The sequence below is a fragment of the Enterococcus quebecensis genome (genome assembly GCF_001730365.1).
GTDB lineage: Bacteria > Bacillota > Bacilli > Lactobacillales > Enterococcaceae > Enterococcus_L > Enterococcus_L quebecensis.
Window position 1 is genome coordinate 114,207 of the sequence record NZ_MIKB01000001.1, and the last position, 17,895, is coordinate 132,101.

Annotated in this window: 18 protein-coding genes, 1 riboswitch and 1 other annotated feature (1 of these 20 cut by a window edge); of the genes, 2 read left to right on the forward strand and 16 right to left on the reverse strand. The window is 37.3% G+C overall.

Annotation, left to right across the window (positions count from 1 at the left end; genetic code table 11):
- Position 1 precedes the first annotated feature (1 nt).
- From purM to purC, 6 genes are read right to left on the reverse strand one after another with little or no spacing between them, the layout of a single operon-like run.
- Positions 2 to 1,042: a phosphoribosylformylglycinamidine cyclo-ligase gene (purM, locus tag BCR23_RS00510; RefSeq protein WP_069633550.1), complete on the reverse strand. Its 1,041-nt coding sequence runs from the start codon at positions 1,040 to 1,042 to the stop codon at positions 2 to 4.
- A 52-nt stretch (positions 1,043 to 1,094) separates the two neighbouring features.
- Entirely contained in the window at positions 1,095 to 2,522 is a 1,428-nt protein-coding gene (gene purF, locus BCR23_RS00515; RefSeq protein WP_069633551.1) for an amidophosphoribosyltransferase, read from the reverse strand.
- A complete protein-coding gene (gene purL / locus BCR23_RS00520; protein ID WP_069633552.1) occupies positions 2,507 to 4,729 on the reverse strand; it encodes a phosphoribosylformylglycinamidine synthase subunit PurL in 2,223 nt (740 codons plus the stop codon). Before purL ends, purF begins: the two co-directional genes overlap by 16 nt.
- Positions 4,726 to 5,409 (reverse strand): phosphoribosylformylglycinamidine synthase subunit PurQ, encoded by a 684-nt coding sequence (gene purQ, locus BCR23_RS00525; protein ID WP_069633553.1) that lies wholly within the window; start codon positions 5,407 to 5,409, stop codon positions 4,726 to 4,728. Before purQ ends, purL begins: the two co-directional genes overlap by 4 nt.
- Before the next feature lies 1 nt (position 5,410).
- Positions 5,411 to 5,659: a phosphoribosylformylglycinamidine synthase subunit PurS gene (gene purS / locus BCR23_RS00530; RefSeq protein WP_069633554.1), complete on the reverse strand. Its 249-nt coding sequence runs from the start codon at positions 5,657 to 5,659 to the stop codon at positions 5,411 to 5,413.
- Positions 5,660 to 5,681: 22 nt separating this feature from the next.
- Positions 5,682 to 6,398 carry a phosphoribosylaminoimidazolesuccinocarboxamide synthase gene (purC, locus tag BCR23_RS00535; protein WP_069633555.1) on the reverse strand — a complete coding sequence of 239 codons (717 nt, stop codon included), beginning with the start codon at positions 6,396 to 6,398 and terminating at the stop codon, positions 5,682 to 5,684.
- Positions 6,399 to 6,682: 284 nt separating this feature from the next.
- On the opposite strand from purC, the gene BCR23_RS00540 reads away from it, so the two are divergent.
- Positions 6,683 to 7,069 (forward strand): hypothetical protein, encoded by a 387-nt coding sequence (locus BCR23_RS00540; protein WP_069633556.1) that lies wholly within the window; start codon positions 6,683 to 6,685, stop codon positions 7,067 to 7,069.
- A 54-nt stretch (positions 7,070 to 7,123) separates the two neighbouring features.
- Here the strand turns inward: BCR23_RS00540 and purB are convergent, their stop codons facing one another.
- The 9 genes from purB to BCR23_RS00585 all read right to left on the reverse strand — a co-directional run bounded on the left by purB (position 7,124) and on the right by BCR23_RS00585 (position 14,579).
- Positions 7,124 to 8,419 carry an adenylosuccinate lyase gene (gene purB, locus BCR23_RS00545; protein WP_069633557.1) on the reverse strand — a complete coding sequence of 432 codons (1,296 nt, stop codon included), beginning with the start codon at positions 8,417 to 8,419 and terminating at the stop codon, positions 7,124 to 7,126.
- An 18-nt stretch (positions 8,420 to 8,437) separates the two neighbouring features.
- The gene (purK, locus tag BCR23_RS00550) at positions 8,438 to 9,568 is read right to left on the reverse strand and encodes a 5-(carboxyamino)imidazole ribonucleotide synthase (protein ID WP_069633558.1); all 1,131 of its coding nucleotides are present in this window, start codon (positions 9,566 to 9,568) and stop codon (positions 8,438 to 8,440) included.
- Positions 9,552 to 10,040, reverse strand: coding sequence for a 5-(carboxyamino)imidazole ribonucleotide mutase (gene purE, locus BCR23_RS00555; protein ID WP_069633981.1), 489 nt, complete (start codon positions 10,038 to 10,040; stop codon positions 9,552 to 9,554). The genes purK and purE overlap by 17 nt, the downstream gene beginning before the upstream one ends.
- A gap of 154 nt (positions 10,041 to 10,194) precedes the next feature.
- Positions 10,195 to 11,523 (reverse strand): nucleobase:cation symporter-2 family protein, encoded by a 1,329-nt coding sequence (locus BCR23_RS00560; protein WP_071870044.1) that lies wholly within the window; start codon positions 11,521 to 11,523, stop codon positions 10,195 to 10,197.
- A 2-nt stretch (positions 11,524 to 11,525) separates the two neighbouring features.
- Positions 11,526 to 12,107 (reverse strand): xanthine phosphoribosyltransferase, encoded by a 582-nt coding sequence (locus BCR23_RS00565; RefSeq protein WP_069633559.1) that lies wholly within the window; start codon positions 12,105 to 12,107, stop codon positions 11,526 to 11,528.
- Positions 12,108 to 12,191: 84 nt separating this feature from the next.
- Positions 12,192 to 12,289, reverse strand: a riboswitch (purine riboswitch).
- Positions 12,290 to 12,415: 126 nt separating this feature from the next.
- Complete coding sequence (locus BCR23_RS00570; protein WP_069633560.1) at positions 12,416 to 13,099, reverse strand: beta/alpha barrel domain-containing protein; 684 nt, start codon at positions 13,097 to 13,099, stop codon at positions 12,416 to 12,418.
- A gap of 28 nt (positions 13,100 to 13,127) precedes the next feature.
- On the reverse strand, positions 13,128 to 13,751 hold the full coding sequence (locus BCR23_RS00575) for a glycoside hydrolase family 73 protein (RefSeq protein WP_069633561.1): 624 nt from the start codon (positions 13,749 to 13,751) through the stop codon (positions 13,128 to 13,130).
- Positions 13,752 to 13,845: 94 nt separating this feature from the next.
- Positions 13,846 to 14,043: a hypothetical protein gene (locus BCR23_RS00580; protein ID WP_069633562.1), complete on the reverse strand. Its 198-nt coding sequence runs from the start codon at positions 14,041 to 14,043 to the stop codon at positions 13,846 to 13,848.
- 20 nt (positions 14,044 to 14,063) lie between these two features.
- Positions 14,064 to 14,579 (reverse strand): hypothetical protein, encoded by a 516-nt coding sequence (locus BCR23_RS00585; RefSeq protein WP_069633563.1) that lies wholly within the window; start codon positions 14,577 to 14,579, stop codon positions 14,064 to 14,066.
- A 294-nt stretch (positions 14,580 to 14,873) separates the two neighbouring features.
- Between BCR23_RS00585 and BCR23_RS00590 the strand changes: the two genes are divergently transcribed.
- The gene (locus BCR23_RS00590; RefSeq protein ID WP_069633564.1) at positions 14,874 to 15,827 is read left to right on the forward strand and encodes a Gfo/Idh/MocA family protein; all 954 of its coding nucleotides are present in this window, start codon (positions 14,874 to 14,876) and stop codon (positions 15,825 to 15,827) included.
- A 56-nt stretch (positions 15,828 to 15,883) separates the two neighbouring features.
- On the opposite strand, the gene argS is transcribed toward BCR23_RS00590, so the two are convergent.
- Positions 15,884 to 17,575 (reverse strand): arginine--tRNA ligase, encoded by a 1,692-nt coding sequence (gene argS / locus BCR23_RS00595; protein WP_069633565.1) that lies wholly within the window; start codon positions 17,573 to 17,575, stop codon positions 15,884 to 15,886.
- Positions 17,576 to 17,692: 117 nt separating this feature from the next.
- Positions 17,693 to 17,895 (reverse strand) — a binding site (T-box leader); it runs 1 nt beyond the window's last position.

Below are 17,895 nucleotides of genomic sequence, written 5' to 3' on the forward strand. Positions count from 1 at the left end.
TTTACACCTCTTTAAAAACAATCGCTTGCTTGTCCTTAGAGATTATTTTGCCAATAATATAACTTGGTTCGTTAAGTTCACTTAGAATTGTACGAACATCGTCTACTTTATCTAGTGAAACCGCTAAAACCATTCCTATTCCCATGTTGAAAATCTCATACATTTCCATCGCAGGAATCTGACCATACTTTTCCAAAGCTTTAAAAATCGGTAATATCGGCCAAGTTCTTAGATTGATTTGTGCAGATACATTCTTCGGCAGCATTCTAGGAACATTTTCAACAAAGCCACCACCAGTAATGTGTGCAATCCCACTCACTAGTTCCTGTTTTACTAGTGGTAGTATTCCTTTCACATAAATTTTTGTTGGTGTCAAAAGCTCCTCTCCTAGAAGTTTTTCGTTCAACTCCGGAATACGAGTCTCGCCAGTGAATTGATGCATTTCAAAAAAAATCTTACGAACAAGTGAATAGCCATTTGAATGAATACCACTGGACGGCAACCCAAGAAGAACGTCTCCTTCTTTAATTTTCTCACCAGTGATTAATTGACTTTTTTCAGCAATTCCAACAGCAAATCCAGCAAGATCGTAGTCAGCACCTGTGTACATGCCAGGCATTTCAGCAGTTTCACCGCCAATCAGTGCTGCTCCCGCCTGAATACAACCTTCTGCCACGCCGGCAACAACTTGTTCCAAACGTTCAGGCATACTTTTACCTGTGGCGATATAATCTAGAAAATATAACGGCTCAGCGCCTTGTGCAACGATGTCATTCACGCACATAGCAACACAATCGATCCCAATACTGTCATGCTTATTTTCTTGAATTGCAATCATTAACTTTGTCCCTACTCCGTCTGTTCCCGATACTAAGACAGGTTCCTTCACTTCCACCTTACTTAAATCAAAACAACCTCCAAAACCGCCAAGCGTTCCCATCACACCTATGCGTTCTGTTTGTTTCACATGTTTTTTGATTCTTTCTATTACCTCATAACCAGCTTCAACATCTACACCAGCTTTTGCATAGGCATTTGCCATTAAGGTTCCTCCTAAAATTTTGTTTGACACACTGCTTTTGACTATACAAAACTTATTTTTTTCGCAAAGAAACTTGATAGTTTTGTTCGTAATCATATAATGGCGTTGGATAGTCACCATTAAAATACGCCATACAAAGTCCTGAATATGGAGCGTCATATTGTAAACCAATCGAATCTATCAATCCCTGCTCACTTAAAAAACTTAACGAATCTGCTTTAATGAGCTGTTCAATTTCAGAAACTGAATGATTGGCAGCAATTAATTCTTTTCTCGTTTGGATATCGATACCATAAAAACATGGAAATCTTAATGGTGGTGATGCAATTCTTACGTGCACTTCTTTTGCACCAGCATCTTTCAATAATCGGACGATTCGGCGACTTGTTGTCCCTCGAACAATTGAATCGTCGACCATAACTACTCGTTTTCCTTCTACCACACCACGTACTGCGGAAAGCTTCATCTTAACCCCTTGTTCTCTTAATTCTTGAGTAGGCTGAATAAAAGTTCGAGCAATATATTGATTCTTCACCAAACCCATTTCGTAAGGAATTCCACTAGCTTCTGCATAACCACTAGCCGCAGAAAGAGAAGAATTTGGTACACCCACCACTATATCTGCTTCAATCGGAGCTTCCTCAGCCAATCGTTTTCCCATATTCTTTCGGGCTGTATGCACATTTACTCCAGCTATATTTGAATCCGGTCTTGCAAAATAAATATATTCCATTGAACAAATCGAGTATTGCGTATCCTCAGTGTATTTTTCTACTGTATAGCCAGTATCATCAATTATGATTACTTCTCCAGGTGCTACGTCTCGAACAAATTCTGCTCCGATCACTTCTAATGCACATGTTTCACTGGCAATTACATACGCACCATTTTTCATTTGACCGATCGATAATGGTCGAAATGCGTTTGGATCAAGTGCTGCGATCATTGCTGTTTCTGTCATTAACAAATAGGCAAAACCACCCTTGATTGTCCGTAGACTTTCTTTTAATTGTTCTATAAAGGTCGGTTGCTTACTGCGTCGAATTAAATGCATCAAGATTTCCGTATCAGAGTTTGAATGGAAAATTGCACCGCCTTGTTCTAATTTTTTTCTCAAACTTTTGGCATTTGTCAAATTACCATTATGAGCTAAACCACATGCGCCATCGTAAAATTTAAATAAAAACGGCTGAATATTATCTACACTGCCATTTCCAGCCGTTGCATAACGCACATGACCGATCGCAGAATTTCCACTCAAAGAAGCGAACGAACGATCATCTTTAAACACTTCTGAAAGTAATCCCAAACCTCTATAGCCATTTAATTGACCTGCGTTATTAGAAACGATTCCAGCACCTTCTTGCCCTCGATGTTGTAAACTGTGTAAACCAAAGTAAACCACACGAGCCGCATCAGGATGGCCCCAAATACCAAAAACACCACATTCTTCATTTAAACTTCTCACTTCATAAGACATGGAATAGCTTCCTCCCACAACTCTTTAGCTGTTTGTGTCAAAACCTTGATTGTTTGATCGTTTGTTTGGATGCTGATTATTTCAGTCTCAGTTACTTTCCCAATAAGTTGGGCTTTATCTCTCATTAGTTCTTCAAATTTAAGCTGATTTTCTGACTTGATCGATAAAACAAACCTAGACTGCGTTTCAGAAAAGAGCCAAGAAACAGGCATACTTACTGTAATATCCAAGCCAACCGTATTTTTAAAAGCAGATTCTGCTAATGCAATACCTAAACCACCTTCGGAACAATCATGGGCACTTTCTATCAATCCTTCTTTAATTGCAGCTAACACCAATTGTTGGTTCTCTTTTTCAACAGCTAAATCAAAATCCATCAATTTCCCTTCAATGACTCCTAGCATCATTTTTTGTAACTCACTGCCGTTGAAATCAGCTTTGGTTTCCCCTAAAACATAAATTAAATCACCTACATTTTTAAACTCTTGTGTTGTAATATCTGACAAATTTTCTATCAGCCCCACCATTCCGATCACCGGCGTCGGATAGATAGACTTGCCATTCGTCTCATTGTATAAAGAAACATTGCCAGAAATCACTGGTGTTTCTAAAACTTCACAGGCCTTAGCGATTCCATCTGCTGACGTCCAAAGTTCCCAAAAGCTTTCTGGTTTGTCTGGAGAGCCATAATTTAAGCAATCCGTAATTGCCAAAGGCTGTCCACCACTGGCAACAATATTTCGCGCAGCTTCTGCTACAGCAATTTGACCACCAATTTCTGGATTTAAATACAGATAACGAGCATTACAATCCGTGGTCATAGCTAACGCTTTTTTAGTTCCACGAACCCTCAAAACCGCAGCATCACTACCAGGCAAAACAACTGTATTAGTTCGCACCTGAGAGTCATAAGTTTCATAGATCATTTTTTTAGAGGCGATCGTGGGTTGTTGAAGTAAACGTAATAAAGTTGCTTCAGAATCTGTTATTTCCGGTTTAAAATCTGCTAATGATTCAAACTCTTTGATCCTTGCTGGTTCTTTCCGTTCTTTATTGTAAACAGGCGCATCTTCTGCCAATGCATCAACTGGCAAATTAGCCACTTCCACACCTCTATGATTTAGGCGATAGAGCCCATCATCTGTGACCTGCCCAATCGTAACCGCATCTAGTTCATACTTTTTAAAAAGTTCAATCACTTCTGCTTCGTGCCCTTTTTCTACACAAATCAACATCCGTTCTTGAGACTCAGACAACATCATTTCATAAGGAGTCATTCCTGTTTCACGTTGCGGCACATCATCTAAATCCAAAATCAACCCTGAACCTGCTTTTGATGCCATTTCTGCACTAGAAGAGACTAATCCCGCAGCCCCCATATCCTGAATTCCTATCAAGATATCTGAATGCTCTAAAATCAATTCTAAACAAGCTTCAAGTAATAATTTTTCCATGAAAGGATCACCGACTTGCACAGCTGAACGTTGTTGTTCTTCTCCTTCAACAAATTCCTCTGAAGCAAATGTTGCACCATGTATGCCGTCACGTCCTGTTTTCGCACCAACATACATAATTGCATTACCGACCCCTTTAGCTTGTCCTTTTTGAATATCTTTATGATCAATCAACCCCACGCACATCGCATTTACTAATGGATTTCCTTCGTAGCATGGATCAAAAGAAACTTCACCGCCAACCGTAGGAATACCGATGCAATTTCCGTAGCCACTAATGCCAGCCACCACTTCTTCTAAAAGATATTTTGTCCGATCATTCGTTAATTCACCAAAACGTAATGAATCTAAAATAGCGATAGGTCTAGCCCCCATACTAAAAATATCTCTGATAATCCCGCCAACTCCTGTCGCTGCGCCTTCATAAGGTTCAATAGCAGAAGGGTGGTTATGGCTTTCAGCTTTGAAAACCACCGCCTGATCATCACCGATATCAACAATTCCTGCACCTTCGCCAGGACCTTGTAATACTCTATCCCCTGTTGTAGGAAACTTTCTTAAAACAGGCTTTGAGTTTTTATAAGAACAATGTTCACTCCACATTACAGAAAATAATCCTGTTTCTGTATAGTTTGGCATACGGCCTAGGATGTCTTCTGCAATCAGTCGATATTCTTCATCCGTCAATCCCCATTCAGCGTAAATTCGTTGATGTTTGATTTCTTCAGGAGTTGGTTCTTTCAATTTCATCATGCATTTGCCCTAGCCTTCCCATAATTTTTTACAATTGATCGAAATAAACGCACCCCATCCTCTGAGCCTAATAAGGCTTCTACTGCACGTTCTGGATGAGGCATCATCCCTAATACATTCCCTTTTTCATTGATGATTCCAGCAATATTTTCCAGACTACCATTGGGATTTTCATCAGCATAAGTAAAGACAATTTGTTGATTTTCTTTTAACGTTTCAAGAGTTGCTTCATCACAATAATAATTTCCTTCTCCATGAGCAATCGGTAACCGAATTAGGTCGTCTTTTTGATAGTCAGAAGTAAAGTTCGTCTGGTTATTCTCTACTTTTAATCTGACTGTTTTACAAACAAAATGTAGTGATTCATTGCGAAGCAACACACCTGGCAAAAGTCCAGCTTCAGTTAAAATTTGAAATCCATTACAAGTCCCAAACACTGGCTTTCCTTCATCAGCAAAACGGACAATTTCATTAATTATTTTCGAAAAACGTGCGATTGCACCACATCTAAGATAATCTCCATATGAAAACCCTCCTGGAATTAAAACACCATCAAACCCATCTAAACTATCTGCATCGTGTCGCACATACTCAGCGTCTTCACCCAAAATGTCTTTGACCGCCCATAGTAAATCCATATCACAATTAGAGCCTGGAAAAACAATCACCGCAAACTTCATGTTAGACTTCCTCCTGAATCTCATATCGATAAGTTTCCATATTAACGTTAGCCAATAACTTATCACAAATTTCCTCAATCACTGTTTCAATTGGACGATTTGAGCCGCTCACTTTAATTTCAAAATATTTTCCGATCCGTATCTCATCAATCTCGCTAAAGCCAAGACGATGAACCGCTCCTTTTATCGCTTCACCTTGAGGATCTAAAACAGAGTCTTTATAGGTAACATATACTTTTACAACATACATCGTTAACAAATCTCCTTTATTTTTAGTTAAATTTTTGTTTTAGGCGATCAAGCACTTCCTGGTACACAGGAACGATTTCCCCTAAATTCTTGCGATAAACGTCTTTGTCTAGATGGCTACTTGTTTTTTCGTCCCATAATCGGCAAGTATCAGGAGTAATTTCGTCCGCTAATAAAATTGTTCCGTCAGGTCGCCGACCAAACTCTATTTTAAAGTCAATCAAACGAATACCGATTTGTTTAAATAGGTCTAACAGCACCCTATTTACCTTGTGAGCCTCATGTTTTATGGTTGCGATTTCTTCTTCTGTTGCAATTTTTAAAAACTTAACATGATCATCGTTAATCATTGGATCATCAAGATGATCATCTTTGTAATAAAATTCTAAAATAGGGAATTCAAGTTGCTGACCTTCTGATATAGATAAACGTTTTGAAAAACTACCAGCTGATACATTCCTAATGACTACCTCTAGTGGAATGATTTTAAGTGACTCCACCAATTGTTCGTCTTTTGATATTTTTTTAATAAAATGGTTGAGGAGTCCTTTTTGGTTAAAATACTCGAAAATAATTGCTGTTATCTGATTGTTTAGTTCGGCTTTCCCTTGTATCATATCTTTTCTGACACCATTCAGAGCAGTTGCTTGATCTAGATACACAACTCTCAGCACTTGAGGATCCTCTGTTTCAAACAATCTTTTAGCTTTTCCTTCATATAGCAAGTTACTCTTTCCCACTATTACGACACATCCTTTTTTCCGTACATTATAAATGAAATGGAACAAAATATTTCGTCTTTATTCATTTATAGTTTAACAAGGTAAAGTATTACCGTCAAACTTTTATTAACATTTCGATCAACAAAACGACATATCGTTCGTGTTTAATACATAAAATACCACATATTAAGAAAATCTTGTAAGCATTTACAACTAATAAAAAAAGTGTTATGCTAAATGTAGTAGATCTTTGGAAAATTCACATTATTTTTATAGTGATGGTTTTAGGAGGGAACGCATAAATGGCTAGTGATTATGACTATTTAGCAGAGGATTTTTTGACTGGATTAATCCCAGAAGAAAAAACAAGATTATATAATGATTTATTGGCATTAGAAGAAGTCCACAAATTAAATCAGGATAGCTCTTACTACACATTCAAAAATTTAAAACGAATCGTCCATCGCCATTCAGAGCGAAGAAAACGAACATTTCGTTATATAAATAGTTATGATAAGGAATTAGTTATACACCAAGTACATGAGCAGCATTTTTTTAAAAACAATTACTGCATACATGTTTATTTCAATTCAAAAGAATGTACGTATCTATTTATTGAACAGTTACTCACCATGTTAAAAGCACCAAGCTCGCCAAGAATTCGTAATTTTCAAGAAATTACAATTTAAAAAAATAGTAGAAATCCCTCAGATAACTGCGAGATTTCTACTATTTTTTATTATCTATCCTAATCCAACACGATCAAAAATAATATCAACATTTTTCAAATGATAGTTATAGTCAAACGCATCATCTAATTCTTCTTTGGATAAAACAGAGGTAATTTTTTCATCTGCCTCCAGCAACGGTCTAAATGCTGTTTGGTGATCCCAAGCATACGCTGTTTTTGGTTGAACTAAATCATAAGCCGCTTCTCTAGCCATACCATGATCAATCAACTTTAACAACACACGTTGGCTATAGATAAGACCGTATGTTGCATCCATATTTCGTTTCATATTATCAGGAAATACAGTTAGATTTTTTACAATATTGGAAAAACGATTCAGCATATAATCTAATAAAATCGTTGTATCAGGAATAATGATTCGTTCTGCTGATGAATGTGAGATATCACGTTCATGCCACAATGTAACATTCTCATAAGCCGTTACCATATGACCACGAATGACACGAGCAAGTCCTGTCATGTTTTCCGAACCAATAGGATTACGCTTGTGAGGCATTGCAGAAGACCCTTTTTGACCTTTAGCAAAGAACTCTTCAACTTCTCGAGTTTCTGACTTTTGCAGTCCGCGAATTTCTGTAGCAAATTTTTCGATACTGGTAGCAACTAGTGCCATTGCTGATAAATATTCTGCATGTAGATCACGAGGTAGAACTTGGGTAGATATTTCTTGGGCACGAATACCTAAATGCCCACAAACATACTCTTCAACAAAAGGAGAAATATTCGCAAATGTGCCCACGGCTCCACTGATTTTCCCCGCTTCCACAGCTTTAGCTGCATGTTCAAAACGTTCTACATTACGTTTCATTTCTGAATACCACAAAGCTAACTTCAATCCAAACGTTGTCGGTTCAGCGTGAACACCATGTGTACGCCCCATCATTACCGTATGTTTATGTTCTTTGGCTTTTTCACCAATAATTGCAGTAAAATTCTTTAAATCTTCTCGTAAAATATCATTTGCTTGCTTCAATAAATAACCATAAGCCGTATCAACCACATCAGTACTGGTTAAGCCATAGTGAACCCACTTACGTTCTTCCCCTAAGGTTTCTGATACAGCACGAGTGAATGCAACCACATCGTGTCTAGTTTCAGCTTCGATTTCTAGAATACGCGCCACATCAAAAGAGGCATTGTCACGTATTTTTTGTACATCTTCTTTAGGAATATCGCCTAATTCTGCCCAAGCTTCATCTGCTAAAATTTCGACTTCTAACCATGCTTTGTAGCGGTTTTCATCTGTCCAAATAGCGCCCATTTCTGGTCGTGTATAACGATCTATCATTCGTTTATGTGCTCCTTTTTAATCCCAAATATTGGTTTGATAAATATCTTCTAATGTATCGAAAATATCCTCTGTTAAAATGGTTATATGTCCCATTTTTCTACCTTTTTTCGCTTCCGCTTTACCGTAATAATGAAAATGCCATTCTGGTTTTTCAGAGATCACATCCATCGTTTCATAGATCTCATTCCCTAAGACGTTGACCATCACAGCTTCTGATAACAGTTTTACTTCTGGCAGCGGCCAACCGCAGATACCACGAATATGAGCCTCAAATTGACTCATAGAACAAGCTTCGATTGAGTAGTGCCCTGAATTATGCGGTCTTGGAGCCAATTCATTTACATAGATACCTCCATCGACTGTCAAAAACATCTCCACAGCCAAGGTACCAGCTAAATCAACAGCCTCTGCAATCACTTGAGCAATCCGTTGCGCTTCAATCACTACCTCTTCATCCACTCTAGCTGAGGCAATCGTCTCGTGTAAAATATTATTTCGATGAATATTTTCAACCACAGGAAAAACCTTGATATCTCCTCGTCCATTCCCGCTAACTAATACGGAAATTTCTTTCTCATAAGGAATCCATGCTTCTAAAACACAGGTGCCTTCTCTAAGTAAGTTCATTGAAGGAGCTAAATCGGATGTACTGTATAACACAAATTGACCTTTCCCATCGTAGCCGCCTCGAGTCGTTTTCAGCACACAAGGGTAACCAATACCGTCAATCGCTTCTTGGATATCAGTCGGGCTGACAATAGTTGCAAACGGTGCAATAACAATGTTATTCGCTTCTAAAAAAGATTTTTCTAGCAAACGATCTTGTGTGATAGCTAAAAGATCTGTTCCTTGAGGAATATCTACTAAATCTTGAACTTGCATCAATGCTTCAACATCCACATTCTCAAATTCATACGTTAAAACCTGAGAGCGTTTTGCTAGCTCTTTTAAAGCTTCTATATCATCGTAATCAGCCAATAAATGCCAATCAGCGACTTGAGCGGCTGGACAATCAACGGTTGGATCCAAAACGCCTACACGAAAACCCATTTCCCGTGCACTAAGCGCCATCATTCTACCAAGTTGTCCGCCACCAATAATACCAATCATTTGTCCTGGTAATAAAGGTTTATTCAAGTTCATCACTACTTTCCATCAAAGTTTCTTCAAGAATCTTACGTTTTGCGTCTAATTTCTCCGCTAAGTCTCCATCATACATGGAAAGCATTTGAACTGCAAGCAGACCGGCATTAACAGCGCCTGCTTTTCCAATTGCTGTAGTCGCCACAGGGACACCTCCTGGCATCTGAACAATCGATAATAACGAATCCAAACCATTTAAAGCCTTAGACTGTATCGGAACACCTATGACTGGTAAAGTGGTTTTAGCTGCTACCATCCCAGGTAAATGAGCCGCACCACCAGCTCCTGCAATAATCACTTTAATACCACGATCACGAGCATGTTCAGCAAATTCAAACATATAATCTGGCGTCCGATGAGCGGATACTACTTTTTTTTCATAAGAGATATTGAATTCATCTAAACAATCACAGGTATGCTTCATTGTTGCCCAATCAGATGTACTTCCCATAATCACAGAAACCACGACAGACATAACATTCCCCTTTCCTTCTCTATTCTTTTTCATTTTATCAATGGAAATCCTACGTGTCAAAATTAAATCGAATATTATAGTTTTTTTTAATCTTAACGTTCGTATTACGGATGAAAAAAAAGAAAAACCGGAAAAACGTCCGGTTTTTTCAAAATTAAAGTTCATTGTTTTGTTCGTCACCTTTTAATCCATTAAATAATAAATTCAAAATGATCGCTGTTAAACTACTCATAACGATCCCATTTCCAGTGAACATTCTTACTGTTTCTGGCATTTGTTGAAATAACGTCGGAATCATATTAAATCCCAAACCAAATCCGATTGAAATCGCAATAATCAATAAATTTTTATCATTATTATAATCGACTTTTGACAACATACGCATGCCTTGTACAGCTACCATCCCAAACATCACCAGCATTCCGCCACCTAATACAGGCTCGGGAATAATCTGAGCTACTGCCCCAACTTTCGGCAATAAACCTAATGCAATGAGGAAAAAAGCAGAATAATAAATAGGACGGCGTGTCTTGATTCCAGAAAGTTGAACCAAACCAACATTTTGAGAAAAACCAGTGTACGGGAATGTGTTGAAAATCCCACCTAAAACAACGGCTAATCCTTCTGCCCGATAGCCTTTTTTCAACTCTTCTTCACCTACATGCTTACCAGTAATATCTCCTAAAGCGAAGTAAACACCTGTTGATTCAACCATACTGACTATGGAAATAATAATCATTAAAACAATAGAAGAAATATCAAAGGTCGGCGTCCCAAAATAAAACGGCTGTGGAAAGTGAAACCACGTTGCTTCACCTACTGGCGCCAAATTTACTTGCCCTAGCAAAGCAGAAAGAATCGTACCACCTACCAAACCGACTAATACAGCAATCGATTTTATAAAGCCTCTACCCCAAACTTGAACGACAATAATCAGACCAATCGTCACAAAAGCCAAAAGCAAGTTCGTTCCATCACCAAAATCAGGAGCACTAGCTAGCCCACCACCCATTTTTTCAACTGCGACTGGAATCAAGGTCAATCCAATAACCGTAATAACAGTACCTGTCACTAAAGGTGGAAATAATTTCTTGATTTTCGAAAAAATTCCTGACACCAAAACAACAAAAACTCCTGAAGCGATGATCGAACCATAAATTGCCCCTACACCTTTATCACTGCCGATCATAATCAATGGTGCTACTGCTTGAATCGCACACCCTAAAACTACAGGCAATCCAATGCCGAAAAATTTATTTACAGTCAACTGCAGTAATGTTGCGATACCACACATAAAAATATCGATTGAAATCAAATACGTCATTTGTTCTGAAGTGAAGTTCAATCCAGTACCAATCAACAAAGGTACCGCTACAGCTCCAGCATACATAGCTAGCAAGTGCTGCAACCCTAAAACTGCTGCCTTACCATTTTCAGTTTCTCTTTGATTCACGAGTCCTTTTTGATTTTCTTTGCTGTCCAAGTTTACGCATCCCCCTCAAGAAATTCGACTTCTCCATTTTTCAAAGAAGCAATACGAGCCAGTGAAACAACACGCATTCCCATCTCTTCTAGTAAATCTCGACCATCTTGGAAAGATTTTTCAATCACAATACCGATTCCATCTACTTGGGCACCCGCTTGCTGACATAATTCAACTAATCCTTTTGCTGCTTGTCCATTCGCTAAAAAATCATCAATAATCAGCACTTTATCTTCACTAGATAGAAATTTTCTTGAAATAGATATTTGGCTTGTTACTTGTTTAGTAAACGAATAAACAGAAGATGTTAATAACTCTTCATCCATCGTTAAGCTTTTTGCTTTGCGAGCAAAGATCATCGGCACATTCAATTTTTTTGCTGCGAAAAGTGCAGGAGCGATTCCTGAAGCTTCAATCGTCACTACTTTCGTGATACTAGCCTCTGCAAATACTTCAGCAAAACGGTAGCCGATTGCCTCCATTAAATTAGGATCCACTTGATGGGTTACAAAACTATCGACTTTCAAGACACCTTCTCCTAAAACTCGCCCGTCCTCTTTGATTCGTTGTACTAATTCTTCCATTCCATTCGACTCCCTCACCAATTTTTTCTATGTGACATCTTTTATAAAAACAAAAAAACCTTTTCTGCGTAAGCAAAAAAGGGTCTAAGACACTTTTTCACTTATAGACCAACATTTACGGTGTTGGGTAGAAACGGCCATCCTTATTATGACCATATATAAGCTTCTTGTATTAGTATACAATAGTACAAAACTCTGAAAATTTCAATGAAAATTAATTTTTTCATTGAAATTTTCAGAGTCCCTAATCAAATCTAAAGATTATTTGTTCCCAGTGAAGATCTAGATATCCTTCAAATCTGAGATATTTAAATGTCACTCTTTTTTTCTAAGTTTCTATATTTATTCATTTTATGACTAAACAGTTCTCCATTACTAGGAGGTGTGTATGTAATTGCATTGGCGCCAGCTTCAATCGTTTCCAAAATGGATGTATCTGTTGGTCCACCTGTAGCAATAATTGGCAGTTCTGGATATTTTTTGCGGAAAAATTTAACTGTATCCGCTGTATCTTTCCCTGCACTAATATTAATCATCGTGACTCCTGCAGCAATTTTTTCATCAATTGGAGTATGAACAGAAGTTACTGTACTCACAACAGGAATATCTACGACTTCACAAACCATTTCAACCGTTTCAATCGGGGTAGGACCATTCAAAACAACACCAATTGAACCTTGGGCTTCCGCAAACAAACTCATATAAGCGGATCGCTGACCTTGTGTTAATCCTCCACCTACTCCTGAAAAAACAGGAATATCTGCTGCTTCAATAATACTTTTCGTTATTGCGGGATGAGGGGTAAAAGGATATACTGCAATAACTGCATTTGCATCTGTATTTCGGATAATAGCAATATCTGTTGTAAAAATAATTGATTTAATCTTTTTGCCGAAAATTCGGATTCCACTTGCTTGCGCAATAACTTTAGGTACTTGAACAATATCCTGTTTTAAAGGCGTAACGATTTCCGGAACCCACTTTTCACTCATCCAATACACTCCTTTTCAGTGTTGTTTCTTAACGATCATATTGATTAAGATCATAACTTTCGATTACATGAATCACCTTATCAGCATATGTTGGATCCGTTGCATACCCAGCATCTTGCAATGCTTGCGCAGCTTGTTTATAGTTCTTTGCTAAAAGAACACGTTCATATAAACGAGGATTCCATGATACACCATTAACAAACAAACGCGTGTGATCATCCATCGATTCTTCCCAAGTTCCATAGACTCTAAAGTCTCCTTGGATAACAATCCATTCTTCATTAACATATTCTTTTGTTTCAAGGTTAACTTTTTTTTGATCACCATACGCTTTGATTCCAAACAAATTATTATACTTGGATGCTAATGTACTCTGTCCCCAATTTGATTCTAAGATGCCTTGTCCAATAATAATACTTGGTAATACACCATACGACGCTTGTAATTCTTTTGCGTGCGGACTAATTCTGTCAATAAAACCTTCTTTTGATACATTTTCCGCTTGTTGAATGGGTTCTTCCTCTATTTTTGAACTGTCTGACAATACATTGATTGAAAAAATAAATGCTACTCCAACAATCAACAACCCCGCAAAAAGCATCGGTAGATTTGTCTTTCTATTTTTTTTATTTTTATACCTTTGACTATTCATACATTCCCTACTTTGTCTTGTATTCGTTCCACCACTAAAAAATAATTAGTTTAGGACAATGGCTGACTGATTATATCAGTTTTCTTTTATACAATCAATCAACAGCTGTTGTAGTCGTAGTTGTCGATATTTCTGTTTGTACTTCAGATGTTGTTGAAGAAGTTATACTCGTTTCTTTTGTATCTTTACTAATATTTGTTGTTTTTTCTTTTGATGTTGCATGACCAAAAAAAACAAATATCACAGCTCCTAATACTATGATGACGGATAAAATCCCTAAAATCTGTTTCAAAAAAAAACTCCCTTACTTACTTATTCACCAACGTAAGTACCCATCAAATTTTCATTTACCCAATCTAGCAATTCTACTTTGGAACCTTCCAGTTGTCCTTGTAACGTAGCGGGTAATCGGAAATTCACAATGTCATCAAATCCCCACTCACCATATGAAACAGTCACTTTTAAATCAATAAAAGATTGTTCTTCACGGTTTACTTTAGATGGAACCAACTCAGCAATACCCGCTCCTGATTGCAGCCATTTTTTAGCTATCAATGTTTTTAATCTTTTATACTCTGAGACCGCTATATTTCGTTTTTCAGGAAATAGAATCGTTTGGCGTAAAACTTTCTGTGTAAGCATCCACTCATAGTCAGAAAACAAATTTTTCACTTTTTGCATTTCTTCGCTTGTCAGATTGATTCTGCCATCTTTCCAGTTCTCCCAATTTTCTTTTGAGGTTTGGAGATAGTCGGTATAAAATTTTTCTTCCGTTTCAAACTGCTCTATAATTGCATCAATAAGAATATCTATATACATTTGGTGCATGACTTTCGCCTCCTTTCTTTATTTTACTGAAAATATCAAAAAAATGCATCTCTTTCTATCGCTTATTTCTGTATTTTTAAGAAACATTCAGCCTTTTCCCATAAATGATAAGACAATTAAGCACTTCTGTCCAAAATAATCCATCATTTTGATCTTCTCATGTATAATAAGGTTATGAGAAGTTGGATTTCATATGTTCTAGATTCATAGACTAATTAGCTTGTCCACCTCTTGTATTCTTAACTTTCTGGGCTAAATGAGCCCAACCAGCTTTTATACTAAGGAGGAATTATCATGAAACAATACCAATGGGGTATCATCGGACTTGGAGATATTGCCAAGAGTTTTACTGAAAGTTTTCAACAAGAAAATAGTCGAATAGCGGCTGTTGCGTCACGAACATTAGCTAAAGCTGAAACTTTTGCTAGAGAATATGATATTCCTAATGCTTACGGATCGTTCGAAGAATTATTGGCAGATGAAGTGATTGATATTATCTATATTTCTGTTCCCAATCGCCAACATATTGAGCATATCTTAAAAGCACTGGACGCTGGAAAACATGTCCTTTGCGAAAAAGCTATTACAATGAACAGTGAAGAATTAGCTGATGCCATGAAATTAGCCGAAGCAAAAGGTTTAATTTTAGCTGAAGCAATGACTATTTTCAATATGCCTTTGTATCAAGAGATACGAAGCCAAATTGATTCTAATCGATTTGGAAAATTAAAAATGATTCAAGCACCATTTGGTAGTTACAAAGAACCTGACCCAAAGAATCGTTTCTTTAATCCTGATCTTGCTGGCGGTGCTCTTTTAGATATTGGGACGTATGCAGTATCATTTGCCCGTTGGTTTCTTACTTCACAGCCTCAAGTTATTGCGTCAGTGATGCAGCCCTTTTCAACAGGAGTGGATGAACAATCTGCAACTATCCTTCAAAATGAGGCTCAGGAAATGGCTACTATCTCTTTAAGTTTCCAAGCAAAAATGCCGAAACAAGGTATCGTTGCTTTTGAAGATGCATACATTGTTATAAACGAATATCCTCGAGCAGATGAAGCAAAAATATTTTTTAATGATGGTACTGTAGAAACGATTGTTTCTGGCGATAGCAATCAAGCGTTAAACTACGAAATTACTAATATGATTGAAATGATCGAAGGAAATTTACCTAACCGGTCACTCTTTTTGACAAAAGATGTTATTGATATATTAGACCAAATGCAACAGGCATGGAAAATTTAACGTGTAAAAAAGCTGAGATCAAAAACATTAGCGTTTTGATCTCAGCTTTTTGTATATTACATTTCGTTTGGTGCATGAAGACCTAATAAACGTAAATCTTCTTTAATAATTGTGGCCATAGCATAAACTAATGCTAAACGTGATTCTTTTTGTTCGTCATCCGTTAAAATCTTGACATGAGCATAATATTTATTGAACGCTTGAGCAACTTGAATCGCATGTTTTGCAATAACTGAAGGTTCATACTTTTCAGCAGCTTGAATAACAACTTCTGGGAATTTTTGTAACAACTTAATTACTTCCCAGCTGTCTTTATCATCTAATGCATATTCTTTTGTTTCATCAATGACAAAGTCTGCTTTTCTTAGAATACTCATTGCACGAGCATGCGTGTATTGTACGTAAGGTCCCGTCTCACCTTCAAAACGAACAACTTCTTCTAAGACAAAGTCAAAATTATTCAAACGGTCATTTTTCAAATCGTGGAAAATAACTGATCCGATCCCAACTTGTCTCGCGACTTCTTCACGATTTGGCAGATCAGGATTTTTTTCCATAATTTGTTTGTTCGCTAATTCTACCGCTTCGTTCAACACTTCTTCCAGAAGTACAATTTTCCCTTTACGAGTTGACAGCTTTTTACCACCTTGAGTGATCAACCCAAACGGAATGTGGTGCATATCAGCTGACCAATCAAATCCAAGTTCTTTTAGCACCGCTTTTAATTGTTTAAAGTGATTACTTTGCTCATTTCCAACGACATATAATGATTTTGCAAAGTTAAATGTCCGTTTACGATAAAGAGCTGCTGCTAGGTCACGAGTGATATATAGGGTCGCACCATCTGATTTTTTGATCAAAGCAGGATTTAAATCATAAGCTGATAGATCAACAATCTCTGCACCATCATTTTCTTTTAACAAATGCTTTTCTTCTAACAACGTTACGATTTCATCCATCTTATCATTATAGAAAGCTTCCCCGTTATAAGAATCAAAAGATACTTCAAGCATTGAATAGATTTTATCAAACTCTTTTAATGATTCTGTACGGAACCATTGCCATAGTTTCGTTGCTTCCTCATCGCCTTCTTCAAGCTTCTTAAACCATGCACGTGCCTCATCTTCTAACTCAGGCTGGGTTTCTGCTTCTTCATGAAATTGCACGTATAAACGTAACAGTTCATTGATAGGCGCATTTCTAACCGACTCCTCTGAGCCCCATTTTTTATAGGCAACAATCAATTTTCCAAACTGGGTACCCCAGTCACCTAAATGATTGATACGAACAGGTGCATAACCAATTTTCTCTAAAATAAACGCAATTGAATTTCCGATTACTGTTGATCGAAGGTGACCCATTGAGATTGGTTTAGCGATATTCGGTGAAGACATATCAATTGGCACATTGCCTTTTTCTCCGATTGTGCTGTCTCCGTAATGTCCTTTTTCTTTAGCGATTTGACCGATCACCGCTTGGCTGACCATTTTTTTGTTCATGAAAAAGTTTAGATAAGGACCGACTACTTCAATTTTTTCAAAATCTTCACTAGCAATTTTTTCTGCTAAATCTGCAGCTATTTGTTGAGGCGCTTTACGGTATACTTTAGCCAATGAAAAAGCTGGAAAAGCGACATCACCATGATCGACAGATTTGGGATTTTCCAATAACTGTGTAATTACTTCTAAAGATAGATCATCTTTGACTACGTCAAAAATAGCCTTTGCTACGATTTCTTTGTTATTCATATTATATATCCTCCTAAGAAATAATGGTTCGTTTGATTTTTTTAGAGTTACTACACGTTTATTGTCTTAAGACGACGTGCAGTAATCCAAAACAAAAAAGTCCCTGATGTCAAAAACACCAGAGACGAGATTTTCCCGCGGTACCACTCTAATTGTCCATTCTAAAAAGATGAACCTACTTAATCTTATAACGGTAGATAGCCGTCTGCTTATGCAGATTCTCCAAAGTACGTTTCCTTCATTCGATTATTTTCGGCTTTCACCTTCCCGAAATCGCTTGGTTAATTCATAATGAAGTACTCTCTTTTTCAATGAATCAC

Excerpts from the sequence above, each read along its gene's own strand:
- purM (WP_069633550.1), bottom strand. The coding sequence starts at position 1,042 with ATGGCAAATGCCTATGCAAAAGCTGGTGTAGATGTTGAAGCTGGTTAT.
- BCR23_RS00590 (WP_069633564.1), top strand. The coding sequence starts at position 14,874 with ATGAAACAATACCAATGGGGTATCATCGGACTTGGAGATATTGCCAAG.
- purE (WP_069633981.1), bottom strand. The coding sequence starts at position 10,040 with ATGTCTGTCGTGGTTTCTGTGATTATGGGAAGTACATCTGATTGGGCA.
- BCR23_RS00540 (WP_069633556.1), top strand. The coding sequence starts at position 6,683 with ATGGCTAGTGATTATGACTATTTAGCAGAGGATTTTTTGACTGGATTA.
- BCR23_RS00575 (WP_069633561.1), bottom strand. The coding sequence starts at position 13,751 with ATGAATAGTCAAAGGTATAAAAATAAAAAAAATAGAAAGACAAATCTA.
- purB (WP_069633557.1), bottom strand. The coding sequence starts at position 8,419 with ATGATAGATCGTTATACACGACCAGAAATGGGCGCTATTTGGACAGAT.
- purF (WP_069633551.1), bottom strand. The coding sequence starts at position 2,522 with ATGTCTTATGAAGTGAGAAGTTTAAATGAAGAATGTGGTGTTTTTGGT.
- BCR23_RS00585 (WP_069633563.1), bottom strand. The coding sequence starts at position 14,579 with ATGCACCAAATGTATATAGATATTCTTATTGATGCAATTATAGAGCAG.
- purQ (WP_069633553.1), bottom strand. The coding sequence starts at position 5,409 with ATGAAGTTTGCGGTGATTGTTTTTCCAGGCTCTAATTGTGATATGGAT.
- purS (WP_069633554.1), bottom strand. The coding sequence starts at position 5,659 with ATGTATGTTGTAAAAGTATATGTTACCTATAAAGACTCTGTTTTAGAT.
- BCR23_RS00570 (WP_069633560.1), bottom strand. The coding sequence starts at position 13,099 with ATGAGTGAAAAGTGGGTTCCGGAAATCGTTACGCCTTTAAAACAGGAT.
- BCR23_RS00565 (WP_069633559.1), bottom strand. The coding sequence starts at position 12,107 with ATGGAAGAATTAGTACAACGAATCAAAGAGGACGGGCGAGTTTTAGGA.
- purL (WP_069633552.1), bottom strand. The coding sequence starts at position 4,729 with ATGATGAAATTGAAAGAACCAACTCCTGAAGAAATCAAACATCAACGA.
- argS (WP_069633565.1), bottom strand. The coding sequence starts at position 17,575 with ATGAATAACAAAGAAATCGTAGCAAAGGCTATTTTTGACGTAGTCAAA.